Below are 16,450 nucleotides of genomic sequence, written 5' to 3'. Positions count from 1 at the left end.
CATGCGTGAACGGGGCATGACGACGCCCGTGCCGTCACACCGTGACGACCCGGATCCCCGCCTCCTCGAACCGCCGTACCACGGCCTCGTCCGCCGCGGTGTCGGTGACCAGGGTGTTCACGGCCCGCGCGGCGCAGATGCGGGCGAAGGCGCGGCGGCCCAGCTTGCTGGAGTCGGCGGCGACCACCACCCGTTCCGCGCGCTCGCACAGCAGCCGGTTGATCGCGGCCTCCGCCTCGTCGTGCGCCGCGGCGCCGTGCACCACGTCGAACGCGACGACACCGAGCACCGCCACATCCAGCGTGACCTGGCCGAGCACTCCGTCCGCGAGCGGCCCGATCAGCTCGTACGACTGCGCCCGTGCCACCCCGCCGGTCACGACGATCTTGAACTGGGGCCGTACGGCCAGCTCGTTGGCGATGTTGAGCGCGTTGGTGACGACGGTGAGCGCGGGCGAACCGGAGCCGAGATCACCGCGCACGGCGAGCGCGCGCGCCACCTCGGTGGTGGTCGTGCCCCCGGTCAGCCCGACCGCTTCGCCGGGCGCGATCAGCTCCGCCACGGCCTTGGCGATGCGCTGCTTCTCGGAGGCGCGGCGGGCCGTCTTGTAGCGCAGCGGGAGTTCGTACGACACCCCGTGCACCACCGCGCCGCCCCGGGTCCGCACGAGCATCTGCTGCTCGGCGAGCTGGTCGAAGTCCCGGCGGATCGTCGCGGCCGACACCTCCAGCTCGGCTGCGGCCTCCTCGACGTCCAGCCGGCCGCGCTCGACGAGCAGTTCCAGCAGTGCCTTCCAGCGGGCGTCGCGCGACATCCGCACCCTCCATCCGGTCCCGGTCCTCCTCGGCGACCCTAGCGCACCCCGACCCCCCTCCCATGCTTGAAGATGCTCGAAAGCTCGCGCTATCTTGCAAAAACAATCACATCGCCGGGAGGGGCTACGACATGACGCATGTCGAGGACGAGCTGCGCACCCAGCCGGAGTGCTGGACCCGAGCCGCGGCGGAGGCACCCGGACACCGCGCCGCGCTGCCCGCGCCGGGGGAGCGGGCCGCGTTCGTCGGCTGCGGCACCTCGTACTTCATGGCGCGCGCCGCCGCCGCGCTGCGGGAGGGCACCGGCCAGGGCGAGACGGACGCGTACGCCGCCTCCGAGTTCCCGCACGGCCGCCCCTACGACCGGGTGGTGGCCCTCACCCGCTCCGGCACCACCACCGAGGTCCTGGAACTGCTGGGCAAGGTGCGGGGCCGCCTGCGCACCACCGCCCTCACCGCCGACCCGCGCACCCCCGTCGCCGAGACCGCCGACGACCTCGTCGTCCTCGACTACGCGGACGAACGCTCCGTCGTGCAGACCCGCTTCGCGACCACCGCGCTCACCCTGCTCCGCGCCCATCTCGGCCTGCACACCGACGCCGTCACCGCCGACGCCCGCACCGCCCTCACCGGTGAACTGCCCCAACGGCTCGTCGAGAGCGCCCAGTTCACCTTCCTCGGCCGCGGCTGGACCGTGGGCCTCGCCGACGAGGCCGCCCTGAAGCTGCGCGAGGCCGCCGGCGCCTGGACCGAGTCCTACCCGGCGATGGAGTACCGGCACGGCCCCATCAGCGTCACCACGCACGGCACCGCGACCTGGATGCTGGGCGAGGCACCCCCGGGCCTCGCCGACGAGGTCCGCGCCACCGGCGCCCGGTGGATCGCCGGCGGCCTCGACCCGCTCGCCGAGCTGGTCCGCGCCCAGCGTCTCGCGGTCGCCGTCGCCGCCGCCCGCGGCCTCGATCCGGACCGCCCCCGCCACCTCACCCGTTCGGTGATCCTCGCGCCCTGACCCCGCCGGAAAGGACCGACCGTGTCTCTCGTCACCACCGGCGAGCTGGTCACCGCCGCCGCCGCGGCCCGCCGCGCCGTGGCCGCCTTCAACGTCGTCACCCTGGAGCACATCGAGGCGGTCGTCGCCGGCGCGGAGGCCGCGGGCTCACCCGTCGTCCTCCAGGTCAGCGAGAACGCCGTGAAGTTCCGCCACGGGCGGCTGCTCCCGCTCGCCCGCGCCGCCGTAGCCGCCGCCGAGCAGGCGGCCGTCCCCGTCGCCCTGCACCTCGACCACGTCCGCGGCGACAGCCTGCTGCGGCAGGCGCCGGACGCCGGGTTCAGTTCCGTGATGTACGACGCTGCCCGGCTGCCGTACGCCGAGAACCTGGCCGCGACCCGGGCCGCCGCCGACTGGGCGCACGCCCGAGGGCTGTGGATCGAGGCGGAGTTGGGGGAGGTGGGCGGCAAGGACGGACGGCCCCCGCTGGACGCCCACGCGCCGGGCGCGCGCACCCGTCCCGCGCAGGCCCGCGCCTTCGTCGCGGACACCGGGGTGGACGCCCTCGCGGTCGCCATCGGCAGCGTCCACGCCATGACCACCCGCACCGCCCGCCTCGACCACGACCTGCTCAAGTGCCTCGCCGCGCGCCTCGACGTGCCGCTCGTACTGCACGGCTCCTCCGGCGTGCCGGACGACGAGCTGACCGCGGCGGTCGCGGGCGGCATCACCAAGGTCAACATCGGGACCGCGCTCAGCATCGCCATGACCGCGGCGATCCGTACGCATCTCGCCGCCCACCCCGAGGCGGTGGACTCCCGGACCTATCTCGGCGTGGGGCGGGCGGCGATGGCGGACACGGTGGAGCGGCTCATCCGCACGCTCACCCCCGCTTGACCGCCTTCAGCACCACGAACTTGCGGTCGGCGGCGACGACCTGGCTGTTGCCGAACAGCCGCCGCAGCTTCACGTGGTACCCGAGGTGCCGGTTGCCGACCACCCACAGCTCACCGCCCGGCCGCAGCACCCGCCGGGCGCCGCTGAACATCCGCCAGGCCGTGGCGTCCGTCGTGGCCTGGTGGGAGTGGAACGGCGGATTGTTGAGTACGACGTCGACGCTCCCGGGGGCCACGCCCGCCAGCCCGTCCCCGACCCGGAACTCGGCGTGCCCCGGCACCCCGTTCGCCTTGTACGTCGCCTCGGCGGACGCCACCGCCTGGAAAGACTCGTCCACGAACAGCACCTCGGCCTGCGGATTGGCCAGCGCCACCGCCGTCCCCACGACCCCGTTGCCGCAGCCCAGGTCCACCACCCGCTGCGTCCCCCGGCTCTCCGGCAGGTGCCCCAGGAAGAACCGGGTGCCGATGTCCAGCCGGTCGGCGCAGAACACGCCCGCGTGGTTGACGACGGTGTGCCCGGAGGCCGGCCCGATGCCGTCGGGCAGCGCGTAGCGGTACGGCCACGGGTTGGCGGGGCGGCTCCGTTCCGGGTCCGGCGTGGTGAAGATCAGCCGCGCCTTCTGTTCGGCCAGCGAGGTGCGGGTGGGGCCGACGATCCGCTCGAACAGCTGAAGCGTGGAGGTGTGGATCTCCTTCACCATGCCGGTGCCGACGACCACCGAGTCCGCGTGCAGCGCGGGCGCCAGCCGCAGCAGCTGGTCCTCCAGCAGCGCCAGGCTCTTCGGCACCCGCACCAGCAGCACGTCGATCCGCTGCGGCGGCGGATCCTGCGTGGTGAGGAGCCGCACCTGGCCCGGCTGGACACCGGCGCGCGCCAGGTTCGCCCGGGTCGCCTCCTGGGCGAGGAACGAGTCGGTGATCTGCGTCGGCCCGTGCCCGGCGAGCGCCGTGGCCAGCGCGCCCCAGCGGTCGCCGACGATCACGACCGTGCCGGTGAGCGGAACGTCCTGGGCCGCGAGATGCCGCAGCAGATAGGCGTCGGAGGCGTCCCAGGCCCGCAGGCGGTCGCGCGGGTCCTCGGGGAAACGGGTGAGCTCCAGCTCGCCCCAGGGGGTCGTCATACGGTCGTTCATCGTGCGTCAAGGCTAGCGGAGCCGCAGCTCAGCGACCGTGGGCACGTGAGGATGCCGGGACTGCTGGGGGAGGATGGACGGCATGGACGCCGAGCTGTTCCCCCGAGAGCGGGCACGGATCGCGCCGGGCGCGGTGCACGTCCCGGACTGGCTGGACCCGGCCGGCCAGCGCGAGCTGCTCGCGGCCTGCCGGGACTGGGCCCGCCCGCCCGCCGGACTGCGCACCGTCCGCACGCCCGGCGGCGGCACCATGACCGCCCGCCAGGTCTGCCTGGGCTGGCACTGGTACCCGTACGCCTACGCGCGCACGGTCGTCGACGGCGACGGCACCCCGGTCAAGCCCTTCCCCGGCTGGCTCGGCGACCTGGGGCGGCGCGCGGTCGCCGAAGCGCTCGGCGCGGAGGAGGCCGCCGCTGCCATGGGGGACGCGGCGGCCGGCGCCCGGCCGGGCCCGGCGTACGACATCGCCCTGATCAACTTCTACGACGGCGACGCCCGCATGGGCATGCACCGCGACGCCGACGAACGCTCCGACGCACCCGTGGTGTCCCTGAGCCTCGGCGACACCTGTGTCTTCCGCTTCGGCAACCCCGAGACCCGCGGCCGCCCCTACACCGACGTCGAGCTGCGCAGCGGCGACCTGTTCGTGTTCGGCGGGCCCTCCCGGCTCGCCCACCACGGGGTGCCGCGCGTGCACTCGGGGACGGCGCCGCCGTGGCTGGGACTGCGGGGACGGCTCAATGTGACCCTGCGGGTGAGCGGCTTCCCGGCGGCCGGCTGACGGGCGGATCATGGGAGACTCACCCTCATGAGCGGCAAGGCTGACCCCCGGCCGGCGGGGGAAGGGACCACCTCGAGGGCGCGGTTGGACCGGGGGCGCGGCGCGCTCGGGCCCGCGCTGGAGCTCGTGCACACCGGACGGGCGCCCACGCGTGCCGTGCTCACCGCCGAACTCGGCGTCACCCGCGCCACGGCCGGCGCGGTCGCCGCAGAACTGGAGGCCCTCGGCCTGATCCGGGTCGACGCCAGGCCCGGCGCCGCCGCCGGCTCCCAGGGCCGCCCCTCGCACCGTCTGTGGGTCGCCGAGGAGGGGCCCGTGGTCCTCGCCGCCCAGGTGCACGCCGACGGCTTCCGGGCCGCGCTGGTCGGGCTCGGCGGGCGGATCGTCGCCACCGCGCCCGGCTGCGAGACCATCGACGCCGACCCCGCGAAGGTGCTCGGCTCGGTCGTCGAGGCGGGCGCGGACCTGCTGCGGCAGACCGGACGGCGGTGCGTGGGCGCGGGTCTCGCGGTGCCGTCCGCCGTCGCCGAGCCGGAGGGCCTGGCGCTCAACCCGCTGCACCTGGCCTGGCCGGCGGGCGCGCCGGTGCGGGAGATCTTCGCCGAGTGCGTGCGCGCCGCCGGCATCACCGGGCCCGCCTTCGCCGCCAACGACGTCAACCTCGCCGCGCTCGCCGAGCACCGGCACGGCGCCGGGCGCGGTGCCCGCGACCTGCTGTGCGTGGCCACCGGGCACCGCGGTGTCGGCGGCGCGCTGGTGCTCGACGGGCGGCTGCACTCCGGCAGTTCGGGACTCGCCCTGGAGGTCGGTCACCTCACCGTCAACCCCGAGGGCCGGGCCTGCCACTGCGGCAGCCGCGGCTGCCTCGACGTGGAGGCCGACCCGCTGGCCCTGCTCACCACGGCGGGCCGTGACCCGGGGCCCGAGATGTCGCTGCTGCAGCAGGCCAACGACCTGCTGCGCGAGGAGTACGACGACCCGGCGGTCCGCACCGCCGCCGAGGCGCTGATCGACCGGCTGGGCCTGGGCCTGGCCGGGCTGGTCAACATCCTCAACCCGGACCGGATCATCCTGGGCGGTCTGCACCGCACCCTCCTGGACACCGATCCCGAGCGGCTGCGCGCGGTCGTCGCCGACCGCAGCCTGTGGGGCCGCAGCGGCGGCGTCCCCATCCTGCCCTGCACCCTCGACCACAACAGCCTGGTCGGTGCGGCGGAGCTGGCCTGGCAGCCGGTCCTCGACGACCCGCTCGGGGCGCTCGCGGGGTGACGCCCGGCCGCTACAGCGACGCGCCGCCGTCGACCACCAGGTCGGTGCCGACCAAGGGGGCGGCGGCGTCGGACGCCAGATACAGCACCGCCTGCGCCACCTCCTCCGTGGCGGCGACCCGGCCCAGCGGCGACTGCTCCTTCATCCGCACGGCCCGCTCCGCCTCGGTCTCGCCCGGCTGGAGCGACATGGCCGTGTCGGACGCTCCCGGGCTCACCGCGTTGATCCGCACGCCTTCCCCGATGTGCTCCAGGGCGGCGCCCCGGGTGAGCGAGGTGACGGCGGCCTTGGTCGCGGCGTAGGCGGTGGCGCCGTTCACCTGCTGATGGGTGCCCAGGTTGGAGGCGATGTTGACGATCGCGCCGCCGCCCGGCTGGGCGCGCATCTGCCGGATCTCGGCCGCCATGGCGAGGAAGACCCCGGTGACGTTGATGTCGAGCACGGTCCGCCAGTCCTCCTCGGCCATCTCGGGGAGCGGCCCGCCGCGGAAGACGCCCGCGTTGTTGACGGCCACGTCGAGCGAGCCGAACCGGTCGACGGCGGCCCGGACCAGCGCGGAAACGTCGTCGGCGCGGCTGACGTCGGCGGTGTGGGCGAGCGCCGTACCACCGGCCGCCTCGATCAGGGCGACGGTGTCGTCGAGCGCCGCCCGGCCGCGCCCGGCCACGACGACGCGGGCTCCTTCGGCGGCGAACGCGAGCGCGACGGCCCGGCCGATGCCGGATCCGGCGCCGGTGACGAGGACGGTGCGGTCGGCGAAGCGAGTGCGGGACATGGGCAAGTGCCTTTCCGTTCGGAGGAGCTGACGAGAGAGAAGGAGAGTGGTCATCGGCGCGCGAGGCGCGGGAGCGGGGCGGCGAGCGCGAAGAGCACCGCCGCCGCGGCGAGGCTCGCCCGGTCGCCGCCGGTGGCCAGCAGCAGGGCGAAGAGCACGGTCGGCCCGACCTCCATCGCGGTGTTGTGCACCCCGCCGGCGAGCCCGGTCCGGGCGGTGGGCACCCGGTCGGTGGCCAGCACCGCCGCCCCGGCGAACGCGGCGGCGGCTCCCAGCGGCAGCAGGACGAGGCCGGGCAGGACGCCGTGGCCGTACCCGAGCCGGCCGTCGAACCCGGTCAGGGCCAGCAGCCCGAGCCCCGCGGCGCCGGTGGCCAGCCCGCCCGCGGTGACCGCGCCGGGCCCGAGCCGTCCGACGAGCCGCCCGGACACCCGGCCGGAGACCAGGAGCGCCACCGCGAACGGCACGAACGCCGCCGAGGTGCGCAGGGCCGACCAGCCGCGCTCCTCCTGGAGGTGGAGCGAGAACAGCACGAAGACGGTGCTGGTCCCGGCCGCCGTCAGCGCGGTGGCGGCCAGCCCGAGCGCGCGCCGCCCGTCGCACAGGAAGTCCGGTGGCAGCAGCGGGTCGGCCGTGCGCCGCTCCACGGCGAGGAGGACGGCGAGCAGGACGGCCCCGGCGCCGAGCGGGACGAGGACCGGCGCCGAGCCCCAGGGCCGGGCGTCGGTGAGGACGAGGCCGTAGCTGACGGACAGGATCCCGGCGGTCGAGAGGAGTGCGCCGGGCACGTCGAGGCGGGCGGCACGGGATCGCGGGCCGTCGGCGGGGAGCAGCCGGGGTACGAGCGGCAGGGCGAGGACCGTGACCGCGAGCGGCGCGGCGAAGGCCCAGCGCCAGGACAGCAGGGCGGAGACGACCCCGCCGAGCAGATGGCCCGCCGTGGCACCGAGCGCCGACAGACCGCCCCAGCTCGCCATGGCCCGCCGGAAGGCGGGCGGTTCGGGGAACAGCGTCCGCAGTACCGCCATCGCGGCGGGGGCGACCAGGGCGGCCCCGGCGCCCTGCGCGAACCGTGCGCCGAGCAGCGCGGCGTATCCGGGGGCGAGCGGGGCGGCGGCCGACGCCGCGCCGAAGAGCAGCAGTCCGGCGAGGAGGGTGCGCCGCCCGCCGTACCGGTCGGCCAGGCGGCCCCCGAACAGCAGCAGCCCGGCGAAGGTGAGTCCGTAGGCCGCGCTCAGCAGGATCAGTTCCTCGCGGGCCAGCCCGAAGCGACGGCCGATCTCGGGCAGTGGTACGGCGATGGCGGCCAGCGTGAAGACCAGGGTGACCTGTAAGGAGCCGAGCAGCGTGACGGCCGGACGGGTGGCACGCACTGGGCCGGTGACGGCCGGAGCGGCGTCGACCGCGGTCATGAGCCCCCCTCTTTCTGGATCGATCAGTCAATTATTCGGGCGGCGAAAAGCGGCCGCCCCGAAGGGCGACCGGCCTCCCGCGGGGTGCCGGCTCAGTCCAGCAGTGCGAGCGCCTGCTCGGCCGCGTCCCTGACCCGCGCCGGGTCGTTCGAGGCCTTGCCCACGACGCGCAGGCCCTGCATCAGCACCAGCAGCATCCGGGCCAGCGCCCGCGGGTCGCGCTCCTCGGACAGCTCGCCCCGGGCCTGGGCGCGCAGCAGTGCCGAGTGCAGCAGGGTCTCCACGTGTTCCCAGCTCAGCTCCACCCGCCGGGCCGCCGCGCTGTCGTGCGGGGCCAGCTCGGCAGCCGTGTTGGTGACGAAACACCCGGCCGTGCGGCGGGTGTCGTCCATGGCCTCGGCCGCGAACCGCCGGACGACCGCGCGCACGGCGGGCAGCGCGGGGCCCGGCTGGGACAGTTCGCGCAGCAGCACGGGGTTGTGGGACTCGCCGTAGCGGTCGAGCGCCTTCAGGTACAGATCGCGCTTGTTGCCGAAGGTGGCGTAGATGCTGGCGCGTCCGATGCCGAGGTGCTCGACGAGGTCCGCCATGGACGTCGCCTCGTACCCCCGCTGCCAGAACAGTTCGAGGGCCGACTGCAGGGCGGCGTCCGGATCGAATTCCTTGGTCCTGGCCATGCTGCGACCCTAGGTGATTCAAGAACGAACGGTCAAGTATGACGGAGAGTGAGCGCCCCGCCGAGCCGCTGAACCCCCAGCGGCTCGGCGGGACCGGGCCGCACGGCGGGAGCCGGCGCTCAGCGCGGCCGGTCCGCCGCGAACGTCCGTCCGGGATTCTCCGCGAGGATCCGGGCGACCGGCCCGGCCCCCGTCTCGGCCTCCGGCCTCGGCCGTACCCGGCGCAGCAGACACGGCATGCCGGGCCCGCCGTGCACCGAGCGGGCGGCGGAGGTCGTGGTGTCGCCGCCGAGCGGCAGCCGGTCGGCGAACCCCGCCCCGGCGAGCCGTCGCAGGGCGACCGGCAACCGCCGGTCCGTCGCGTGATGGGCCCGGGAGGGGCCGCCGAAGGCCAGGTGGGCGCCCGCCTCGGTGGCCTGACGGTGCGCCACGGGGCCGGGGGAGCGGTTGAGGTGGCCCAGGATCACCCGGTGCGGCGGCACGCCCCGCTCGCCGCACAGCAGGTCCAGCACGTCGAGCGCGCCCGTGCCCAGCTCCAGGTGGACGGCGACGGGCGCACCGGTCGCGCGGTGCGCCTCGGCAGCCGCGGCCATGGTCCGGCGGGCGTGCGCGTCGAGGGCGTGGAAGCCGCGTCACCTTGATCAGCGCCGCGCGGGCCCCCGACGCGCCGATGCCCTCGGTGGGTTCCGCGACGAACATTTCCGCGAGCCGGTCGCGCAGCCCGGCCAGAGCGGTCCCGTCGTAGTACGCGGCCTGGTGCGGTCCGGTCGCCGCCACCACGTGCACCCCGGTCTCCCGGGACAGCCGCGGCAGCTCACCGGCCCGCCGTCCCATGCCGTACGGCGTCCACTGCACCACCGCGCCTCCGCCGACCGCGCGGAACGCGGCCGGCTCCGCGCGGGCCGCCGACACGTCCCGCGTCCTGACCGGGGAGTCGGGGGCTGGTCAGGAACAGGTGGTCGTGCGCGTCACGGACGCAGAGTTCCCCGGGGAGCACATCCCCGAGCACCGTGCGGACCCGGCTCACCACTGCCGGCCGCGCGGCAGCCGCGCCCGCCCCGGAGCCGACAGGTGCAGCACCTGGAACACCTCGCCGTCCGCCCCCTGCGACCCGTGCGTCTCCTGCGCCCAGAGGGAGAAGAGGACCAGCTCCCAGCGGCCGGTGTCCACGGCCGCCGCCGCGCACACCGCGCCGTCCCGGGCCGCGAGCCGTGCGGTCTCGCGCACCGCCTCCTCGGCGGTCTCGCCGAGCGCGGCGCCCTGCGGCACCGGCCGCCGCTCGCGGACGGCGATCCGCGCGGGTGCGTCCGCGCCGCCCTCCTCGTACGCGAGCCCGGTCCACTGGCGGATCGAGGGCCGCCCGAAGTCGTCGCTGAGTCCCTGGAAACCGCCGGCCCAGAGGAAGGAGTTCATGCCCCGCACGGTGTTCCACAAGTAGAACGGCGCGTACTGGTTGACCGGCGAGCCCTGCACCCCGCGCTCGCGCATCAGGTACGCCTTGAGGCCCAGCCCGTCCCAGTCGTCGAGGAGATGCCCGAGACGGGCCACGCGCGCGCGGACGACGTCCATGTCGTAGGCGGCGGGCAGGGTGATCTCGTACTGCATGGCGTGCAACGGATGCCTCCTCAGGCGGTGGGTGCGGCAGGCGGTGCGAGCAGGGCGAGCAGGCCGCGCACCCCGGCGTCGAAGGCGGCCGGCTGCCCGCAGGCGCGGGCGAGGACATAGCCGCCCTGGACGGTCGCGACGATCGCCGCGGCGATCTCCTCGGCGTCGAGCCCGGGCCCGAACTCGCCCCGTTCCTGGCCCTCCCGGACGATCGCGGCGAGCCGTTCGCGCAGCCAGTCCAGCGTCTCGTCGACGGGCGCGCGCAGTTCGTCGCTGGCGATGACGTCCGGGTCCATGGTCAGCCGTCCGACCGGGCAGCCCCGCAGCACGTCGCGCTCGCGCCGCAGATAGGCCGCGATCCGCTCGTACGGCGTCCCCGGCCCGCCGAGCACTCCCCCGACGGTGGCCCGCATCTCCTCGGCGGTCCGCCGGATCGCGGCCAGCGCGAGATCCGGCTTGCCCTTGAAGTGGTGGTACATGCTGCCTTGTCCGGCGCCGGCCCGCTCCAGTATGGCCTTGGGGCTCGTGCCCACGTAACCGCGCTCCCACAGCAGCTCGCGGGTGGACTCGATCAGTCGCTCCGAAGTGCTCATGAGCCGACTGTACATACCAGTAGTTACAGAAGTCGAGCCCGACGGGACGCCGCTCCGTCGGCCGCCGGCCTCGGTGATCATGGCGTCATGGAACCGGAAGAAGAGGTCATCCCGATCCTCCGCGTGGCCGACGCGGCCGCCGCCGTGCGCTGGTACGCCCGACTGGGCTTCGGCCCGCAATGGGAGCACCGCTTCGCGCCCGGGCTGCCCGCCTTCGTCGAAGTCGCGCGCGGACGCGTGCGGTTGTTCCTCTCCGAGCACACCGGCGACGCCCGGCCGGACACGCTCGTCTACCTGCGGGTGACCGACGTCGACGCGATCGCCGCCGCGTTCGGCGTGCCCGTGGCGGAGACGCCCTGGGCCCGGGAGGTGGAACTGCGCGATCCCGACGGCAACCGCCTCCGTGTCGGCACCCCGGTGCAGTGACCCGGTGCGCGACCGGCGGCGCCCGCCTACTCCCGCGGAGGTAGCCGCACTGCCCCCGGCCGTACGACGACCCGGCCCCCTCTCCGGAGCCACGGTGGAGTCATCACCGGTCCACCCGGACCGGCCACCTCGGGAGATGACGCACCATGCAGACCCTGGCACACCTCGGCGACGGCGGCCCCGGCGCCTGGATCCTGTTCTTCCCGCTGCTCTGGGCGGCCGTCGTGAGCGGCGGGATCACGCTGCTGCGCCGCACCGGGTGGCGCGGACGCGGCGGCCCCGGCAGGCCCACCGGCGGCAACCCCACCTCGCCCGTCGCCCTCCTCGGCCGCCGCTTCGCATCCGGCGAGATCGACGAGGAGGAGTACTGGCGGCGGCTGTCCGTCCTCGACGAGCAGTTCGGCCGTGGGGGAGGCGGCGGCGCGGTATGACCACGCCGACCCGAGGAGGCGGCCCGCGCCGCCCCCTCACCGCCCGGTCAGCCGGGAACGGCGGACCGGGCGGGAGCGTGTGCGGCGGGCCGGCCCGCGTCGGCGGGCTCGGCACGGCTGACGGGTTCGACCTCCGCGAAACGGCGCGCGGGTGCCTCCGCGGGCGTGCGGCGCGGCGGGCGTGAAGACGTCTCCGTGTCCGTGCGGCGCGGTGGACGCGGCGGTGTCTTGCGCATGGAGGACGGCGTCGGCAGCGTGAACCAGACGACCTTCCCCCGCTCGCCGTCCGGCCGCGCCCCCCAGCTCTCGCTGACGGCCGCCACCATGGCGAGCCCGCGCCCGCAGGTGGCCAGCGACTCGGCGTCCTCCACCACGGGAAGGCGGGGGTCGTGGTCGCGCACCGAGACCTTCAGCCGGTCGAGCAGCAGCTCGATCTCCACGGTGCACATCTTGTCGGGCTGGGCGTGGCGGTGGACGTTGGTGAGCAGCTCGGTCACACCGAGCACCGCCCGGTCTGTCAAGGCGTCGAGATGCCAGTAGCGCAACTGCGCTGAAACGATTCTGCGGACCTGGCCGATCCGCGACGGCAGGGCTTGGAGCTCCACCGTGCAGTGCCTGCTTGGGTACTTGATCACGGCTGCGACTCCCCGACGTGAGGTCCGGAAGAACACGGAGTTCGGATCCAGCAGAGTGCCTGCGTGCAACGGCCGCCTGCTGTCGTGGCCGGCGGGCTGGTTCGCAGCGTTATCGCCGGTAAACCCAGAGTGACGTGAGACCAGCGTGGCCCAGGGGGTGCGGTGACGCAACTCGCGGAGGCCTCCGCCATCTCAGTCGCCGTGCCCCGCCGCCCTGCGCACCGCCTCGATGAACCGGCGCGCCGCCGGCGGCCCCGGCTCTCCCGGAGCCGGATCGCGCTCGCCCAGGGTCAGCAGATACCGCGTGCCGTTGAGATCGGCGAGCGCCCGGTCCTCGGACCCGAACCACGGCCTCGACGCCCGCACGGCCTGCACCGGCGCGCTGTCGATCTCGCTGCCGTAACTGGTCAGCAGCTCCAGCCGGCCACCCCTGATCCGGACCTGGCCGGCCCGCGAGAGTGAGCGCAGTCCCTTGCCGATCCGCACGTCCGTGGCCGTGAACTCCGGCTCCGCCATGCCTCGTACGCCCCCTTGTCGCATGCTCGCGCGTGGGCCCGTCCCCGGGCGGCACACCCCGCCCCCGGTGCAGTCTGCCCCGTCCGTGGATCGAGCACCAGTGCGCATGTGCCGGGCGCACCGGCCACCCGGAGCACTCACCCGAATGCGCCCCCGCCGCGCGTCCGCCCGCGCCGCTTCGCACCCCTGTTCCCGCAGCCCTCCTTTGGGCCCTCCAAAGGGGCGTTTATGCAGGTGAGAAGCGTGCGGAAGCTGTTTATCATCGGTGTGTCGGCCGCGCGACGCGCCGTCGGCGCGCAGCCTAAGGAGCACCGCCGTGAGCATCCGCACCACCCCCCACCAGCCGCCCGTCGGAGTCACCTTCGACACCCTCGACGTCGACCGGAGCGACGCCGCCTACCGCGGGTGGCTCAAAGAGGCCGTCCGCAAGGTGCAGGCCGACGCCAACCGCTCGGCCGACACGCACCTGCTGCGGTTCCCGCTGCCGGAGCACTGGGGCATCGACCTGTATCTGAAGGACGAGTCCACCCACCCGACCGGCAGCCTCAAGCACCGCCTCGCCCGCTCGCTCTTCCTCTACGGTCTGTGCAACGGCTGGATCCGCCCCGGCCGCCCGGTCATCGAGGCCTCCAGCGGCTCCACGGCGGTCTCCGAGGCGTACTTCGCCAAGCTGATCGGCGTGCCCTTCATCGCGGTCATGCCGCGTACGACGAGCGCCGAGAAGATCCGCCTGATCGAGTTCCACGGCGGCCGGTGCCACTTCGTGGACGACCCGCGCACCATGTACGAGGAGTCCGCCCGCCTCGCGGCCGAGACCGGCGGCCACTACATGGACCAGTTCACCTACGCGGAACGGGCCACGGACTGGCGCGGCAACAACAACATCGCCGAGTCGATCTTCCGGCAGCTGCGGCTGGAGCGGTTCCCGGAGCCCGCGTGGATCGTCGCCACGGCCGGCACCGGCGGCACCTCCGCGACCATCGCCCGCTACGTCCACTACATGCAGCACGACACGCGCATCTGCGTCGCCGACCCGGAGAACTCCTGCTTCTTCGAGGGCTGGACCACCGGCGACCCGGACGTCACCTGCGACTGCGGCTCCCGGATCGAGGGCATCGGCCGCCCCCGGATGGAACCGAGCTTCGTGCCGGGCGCCGTCGACCGGATGATGAAGGTCCCCGACGCGGCCAGCGTCGCCGCCGTCCGCGCCCTGGAACGGGCCATCGGCCGCAAGGCAGGTGGCTCGACGGGCACCGGGCTGTGGAGCGCGCTGAAGATCGTCGCCGAGATGGTCGCGGCGGGCCGTACCGGCAGCGTCGTCACCCTCCTGTGCGACCCGGGCGACCGCTACCTCGACAAGTACTACTCCGACGCCTGGCTCGCCGCCCAGGGCCTGGACATCGCCCCGTACACCGCGACGATCGAGTCCCTGCTGGCGACGGGCGTCTGGCCCGACTGAGGGCGCCCGGGGCCGGGCGGCCCCGGCAGCGGTCGCCGGGCGGTCGGGCACAGCATGATCGGCGAGGCCGGCGGCGAACCGCGCGGGGGTGACGCTCCCGCCGGGAGAAGGAGGCATCTCCATGGCCCGCGGGGTGCACCCGGTGGGGCCCGGCGTCGTCGCGGGCGCGTCCCGTACGGCCGGCCGCGCCGTCTCCGCGCCGCCCGAGGCCGTCTTCCCGGCCCTCGCCGGCCGACGTGCTCTGCCGGTCCGCGGGGTTCCCGGCGGTGACGCCCGCGTGGTCGAGGAGTGGTACCACCGTGCGCGGGTGCCGCCGCCCGCCCGGGCCAGGGCCGGCGCTACGTCAGTCGTCCGCACCCTCGTCGGACTCGCCCGCCACCACCAGCCGCAGATGCTCGGAGATCTCCGCACGGGCCTCCGCGGGCAGCCCGGCGTCCGTCACCAGGGTGTCGACCTGCTCCAGCGTCGCGAACGAACTCAGGCCCACCGTTCCCCACTTGGTGTGGTCGGCGACCACCACCACCCGGCGTGCCGACTGCACCAGGCGCCGGTTGGTCTCGGCCTCCGCCAGGTTCGGCGTCGACAGACCGGCCTCCGCCGATATCCCGTGCACACCGAGGAACAGCACGTCGAAGTGGAGCGTCGCGATCGCCTGGTCGGCCACCGGCCCCACCAGCGAGTCGGACGGGGTGCGCACCCCGCCGGTCAGCACCACCGTGGCCGCGCCCGCGCGCTGCCCGGAGGTGCGCTGTGCCGCGTGGAAGACATCGGCCACCCGCACCGAGTTGGTGACGACCGTGAGGTCGGGCACGTCCAGCAGCCGGTGCGCCAGCGCGTACGTCGTCGTACCGCCCGACAGCGCGATCGCGGCACCCGGCGCGACCAGCTCGGCCGCGGCCCGCGCGATGTCCTCCTTGGCGGACAGCTCCAGACCCGACTTGGCCTCGAAACCGGGCTCGTGCGTACTCGCCTCCGCCACCGGCACCGCGCCGCCGTGCACCTTCTCCAGCACACCCTGCCGGGCCAGAGCGTCGAGATCGCGCCGAATCGTCATGTCCGACACGCCGAGCTTGCGGGTCAGCTCGTTGACCCGGACGCCACCGCGGCGGCGCACCTCGTCCAGGATCAGGGCGCGCCGCTGCTCCGCGAGGAGGTTCTGATTCTCGCTCACGTACGCTCCGGTCCTTTCACCTCAAGCCTCCGACACCCCCTCGCACACCCTCCGACGAGGACTTCTCCCGCGGCGCCGGTGCGTGGGCGTCCCATCCTCGCACGGGCCGATGCGGGCCGCGCCATCGACTGCCGGACGCGCACATGTCACCCGTGTCTCATCTGCCGCTCATCCGGGACCCCGATCGGGGAGATTCCGTGACGATGGGTGTACGCCGCCCGTCCAGCGGACATCCTGGTTGCCCGCACGACGACAGATGCCCGACGGCGCGTCACGGGGGAAGTGCCACAGTGGAACACGCGCAGGAACGTGCCCTGAACGAAACGGCCGCCACCGGCCGGCCCGAAGCCGCCCTGGAACTCCTGGTCCACGGAGTGGGCGGCACCACACCGGATCGCATGCTGGACGATCCCCGCACCACACGCGTCGCGGGCGACGACACGGCCGCCGTGTTCCGCCGCACCGCGGACGTCGAGGCCGCCGCACAGCACACCGGAACCGAAGGCCGCCCGGTGCCCGAGGCGTACGTCTGGTGCAATCTGACCTCCGGCAACGGCGCCCGCGCCCTGTGGCTGCTGCTACTGCCGTTCATGGTGGTCAACCTCGCCCACTGGATGCGCCCCGCCGCCCACGGCCGCCCCCGCACCATCCGCCTCCACGGCCTGCTCGTACGGCTCGCCGGACTCACCCTGACGGTGCTCCTGGTCGCCGCCGCCTGCGAGGTCGCCCTCGACCTCGCCGCCTGGCAGTGCGCGGGCACCTCCGCCTGCGCCGAACGGCACTCCTGGCTCGGCTTCCTCTCGCCCACGGTCTCCGACGGCGGCTGGTGGAGCCGCCCCGGCCGCCGGCTCGCCCTCGCCGC

Annotated in this window: 17 protein-coding genes and 2 pseudogenes; 8 read left to right on the top strand and 11 right to left on the bottom strand. The window is 74.7% G+C overall.

The window, feature by feature from the left end; genetic code table 11:
* Positions 1–34: 34 nt before the first annotated feature.
* Positions 35–814, bottom strand: coding sequence for a DeoR/GlpR family DNA-binding transcription regulator (locus CCN42_RS21705; RefSeq protein ID WP_086738011.1), 780 nt, complete (start codon positions 812–814; stop codon positions 35–37).
* Between the two features lie 131 nt (positions 815–945).
* Between CCN42_RS21705 and CCN42_RS21700 the strand changes: the two genes are divergently transcribed.
* Together CCN42_RS21700 and CCN42_RS21695 are read left to right on the top strand one after the other, a co-directional pair.
* Positions 946–1,827: an SIS domain-containing protein gene (locus tag CCN42_RS21700; RefSeq protein WP_086738009.1), complete on the top strand. Its 882-nt coding sequence runs from the start codon at positions 946–948 to the stop codon at positions 1,825–1,827.
* A 21-nt stretch (positions 1,828–1,848) separates the two neighbouring features.
* Positions 1,849–2,703, top strand: a complete 855-nt coding sequence (locus CCN42_RS21695; protein ID WP_086738007.1) for a class II fructose-bisphosphate aldolase — start codon at positions 1,849–1,851, stop codon at positions 2,701–2,703.
* Here the strand turns inward: CCN42_RS21695 and CCN42_RS21690 are convergent.
* Complete coding sequence (locus tag CCN42_RS21690; RefSeq protein ID WP_086738005.1) at positions 2,690–3,826, bottom strand: methyltransferase; 1,137 nt, start codon at positions 3,824–3,826, stop codon at positions 2,690–2,692. The genes CCN42_RS21695 and CCN42_RS21690 overlap by 14 nt on opposite strands.
* A 94-nt stretch (positions 3,827–3,920) precedes the next feature.
* On the opposite strand from CCN42_RS21690, the gene CCN42_RS21685 reads away from it, so the two are divergent.
* The gene (locus tag CCN42_RS21685; RefSeq protein ID WP_086738039.1) at positions 3,921–4,619 is read left to right on the top strand and encodes an alpha-ketoglutarate-dependent dioxygenase AlkB family protein; all 699 of its coding nucleotides are present in this window, start codon (positions 3,921–3,923) and stop codon (positions 4,617–4,619) included.
* 27 nt (positions 4,620–4,646) lie between these two features.
* Complete coding sequence (locus CCN42_RS21680) at positions 4,647–5,888, top strand: ROK family protein (protein ID WP_086738003.1); 1,242 nt, start codon at positions 4,647–4,649, stop codon at positions 5,886–5,888.
* 10 nt (positions 5,889–5,898) lie between these two features.
* On the opposite strand, the gene CCN42_RS21675 is transcribed toward CCN42_RS21680, so the two are convergent.
* The 6 genes and pseudogenes from CCN42_RS21675 to CCN42_RS21650 form a co-directional block, all read right to left on the bottom strand.
* Positions 5,899–6,663, bottom strand: coding sequence for an SDR family NAD(P)-dependent oxidoreductase (locus tag CCN42_RS21675; RefSeq protein ID WP_086738001.1), 765 nt, complete (start codon positions 6,661–6,663; stop codon positions 5,899–5,901).
* Positions 6,664–6,713: 50 nt separating this feature from the next.
* The gene (locus tag CCN42_RS21670; protein ID WP_086737999.1) at positions 6,714–8,075 is read right to left on the bottom strand and encodes an MFS transporter; all 1,362 of its coding nucleotides are present in this window, start codon (positions 8,073–8,075) and stop codon (positions 6,714–6,716) included.
* A 92-nt stretch (positions 8,076–8,167) separates the two neighbouring features.
* Positions 8,168–8,752: a TetR/AcrR family transcriptional regulator gene (locus CCN42_RS21665; RefSeq protein ID WP_086737998.1), complete on the bottom strand. Its 585-nt coding sequence runs from the start codon at positions 8,750–8,752 to the stop codon at positions 8,168–8,170.
* 119 nt (positions 8,753–8,871) lie between these two features.
* Positions 8,872–9,779, bottom strand: a pseudogene (locus CCN42_RS21660) (phosphotriesterase family protein).
* Positions 9,776–10,366 (bottom strand): DUF4865 family protein, encoded by a 591-nt coding sequence (locus CCN42_RS21655; protein ID WP_086737996.1) that lies wholly within the window; start codon positions 10,364–10,366, stop codon positions 9,776–9,778. Before CCN42_RS21655 ends, CCN42_RS21660 begins: the two are co-directional and overlap by 4 nt.
* A gap of 11 nt (positions 10,367–10,377) precedes the next feature.
* Positions 10,378–10,950, bottom strand: coding sequence for a TetR/AcrR family transcriptional regulator (locus CCN42_RS21650; protein ID WP_245877402.1), 573 nt, complete (start codon positions 10,948–10,950; stop codon positions 10,378–10,380).
* 87 nt (positions 10,951–11,037) lie between these two features.
* Between CCN42_RS21650 and CCN42_RS21645 the strand changes: the two genes are divergently transcribed.
* Both CCN42_RS21645 and CCN42_RS21640 read left to right on the top strand, forming a co-directional pair.
* On the top strand, positions 11,038–11,376 hold the full coding sequence (locus CCN42_RS21645; RefSeq protein ID WP_086737992.1) for a glyoxalase superfamily protein: 339 nt from the start codon (positions 11,038–11,040) through the stop codon (positions 11,374–11,376).
* 146 nt (positions 11,377–11,522) lie between these two features.
* Positions 11,523–11,807, top strand: coding sequence for an SHOCT domain-containing protein (locus CCN42_RS21640; RefSeq protein ID WP_086737990.1), 285 nt, complete (start codon positions 11,523–11,525; stop codon positions 11,805–11,807).
* A gap of 47 nt (positions 11,808–11,854) precedes the next feature.
* Here the strand turns inward: CCN42_RS21640 and CCN42_RS21635 are convergent, their stop codons facing one another.
* Both CCN42_RS21635 and CCN42_RS21630 read right to left on the bottom strand, forming a co-directional pair.
* Positions 11,855–12,442: an ATP-binding protein gene (locus tag CCN42_RS21635; RefSeq protein WP_211294767.1), complete on the bottom strand. Its 588-nt coding sequence runs from the start codon at positions 12,440–12,442 to the stop codon at positions 11,855–11,857.
* Between the two features lie 192 nt (positions 12,443–12,634).
* Positions 12,635–12,958, bottom strand: a complete 324-nt coding sequence (locus CCN42_RS21630) for a hypothetical protein (protein ID WP_086737988.1) — start codon at positions 12,956–12,958, stop codon at positions 12,635–12,637.
* Between the two features lie 322 nt (positions 12,959–13,280).
* Between CCN42_RS21630 and cds1 the strand changes: the two genes are divergently transcribed.
* A complete protein-coding gene (gene cds1, locus CCN42_RS21625; protein WP_086738035.1) occupies positions 13,281–14,417 on the top strand; it encodes an L-cysteine desulfhydrase Cds1 in 1,137 nt (378 codons plus the stop codon).
* A 343-nt stretch (positions 14,418–14,760) separates the two neighbouring features.
* Here the strand turns inward: cds1 and CCN42_RS21620 are convergent, their stop codons facing one another.
* Complete coding sequence (locus tag CCN42_RS21620; protein ID WP_086737986.1) at positions 14,761–15,588, bottom strand: DeoR/GlpR family DNA-binding transcription regulator; 828 nt, start codon at positions 15,586–15,588, stop codon at positions 14,761–14,763.
* Between the two features lie 290 nt (positions 15,589–15,878).
* On the opposite strand from CCN42_RS21620, the pseudogene CCN42_RS21615 reads away from it, so the two are divergent.
* A pseudogene (locus CCN42_RS21615) lies at positions 15,879–16,450 on the top strand (hypothetical protein); the annotation flags it as partial.

It is taken from the genome of Streptomyces glaucescens, from assembly GCF_002154375.1.
GTDB classification, from domain to species: Bacteria; Actinomycetota; Actinomycetes; order Streptomycetales; family Streptomycetaceae; genus Streptomyces; species Streptomyces glaucescens.
This window is presented reverse-complemented; position numbering and strand designations above follow the sequence as displayed.

Bases quoted from the DNA above. Each gene is read 5' to 3' on its own strand.
- CCN42_RS21705 (WP_086738011.1), bottom strand. From the start codon at position 814: ATGTCGCGCGACGCCCGCTGGAAGGCACTGCTGGAACTGCTCGTCGAG.
- CCN42_RS21700 (WP_086738009.1), top strand. From the start codon at position 946: ATGACGCATGTCGAGGACGAGCTGCGCACCCAGCCGGAGTGCTGGACC.
- CCN42_RS21690 (WP_086738005.1), bottom strand. From the start codon at position 3,826: ATGACGACCCCCTGGGGCGAGCTGGAGCTCACCCGTTTCCCCGAGGAC.
- CCN42_RS21685 (WP_086738039.1), top strand. From the start codon at position 3,921: ATGGACGCCGAGCTGTTCCCCCGAGAGCGGGCACGGATCGCGCCGGGC.
- CCN42_RS21680 (WP_086738003.1), top strand. From the start codon at position 4,647: ATGAGCGGCAAGGCTGACCCCCGGCCGGCGGGGGAAGGGACCACCTCG.
- CCN42_RS21675 (WP_086738001.1), bottom strand. From the start codon at position 6,663: ATGTCCCGCACTCGCTTCGCCGACCGCACCGTCCTCGTCACCGGCGCC.
- CCN42_RS21670 (WP_086737999.1), bottom strand. From the start codon at position 8,075: ATGACCGCGGTCGACGCCGCTCCGGCCGTCACCGGCCCAGTGCGTGCC.
- CCN42_RS21665 (WP_086737998.1), bottom strand. From the start codon at position 8,752: ATGGCCAGGACCAAGGAATTCGATCCGGACGCCGCCCTGCAGTCGGCC.
- CCN42_RS21650 (WP_245877402.1), bottom strand. From the start codon at position 10,950: ATGAGCACTTCGGAGCGACTGATCGAGTCCACCCGCGAGCTGCTGTGG.
- CCN42_RS21645 (WP_086737992.1), top strand. From the start codon at position 11,038: ATGGAACCGGAAGAAGAGGTCATCCCGATCCTCCGCGTGGCCGACGCG.
- CCN42_RS21640 (WP_086737990.1), top strand. From the start codon at position 11,523: ATGCAGACCCTGGCACACCTCGGCGACGGCGGCCCCGGCGCCTGGATC.
- CCN42_RS21630 (WP_086737988.1), bottom strand. From the start codon at position 12,958: ATGGCGGAGCCGGAGTTCACGGCCACGGACGTGCGGATCGGCAAGGGA.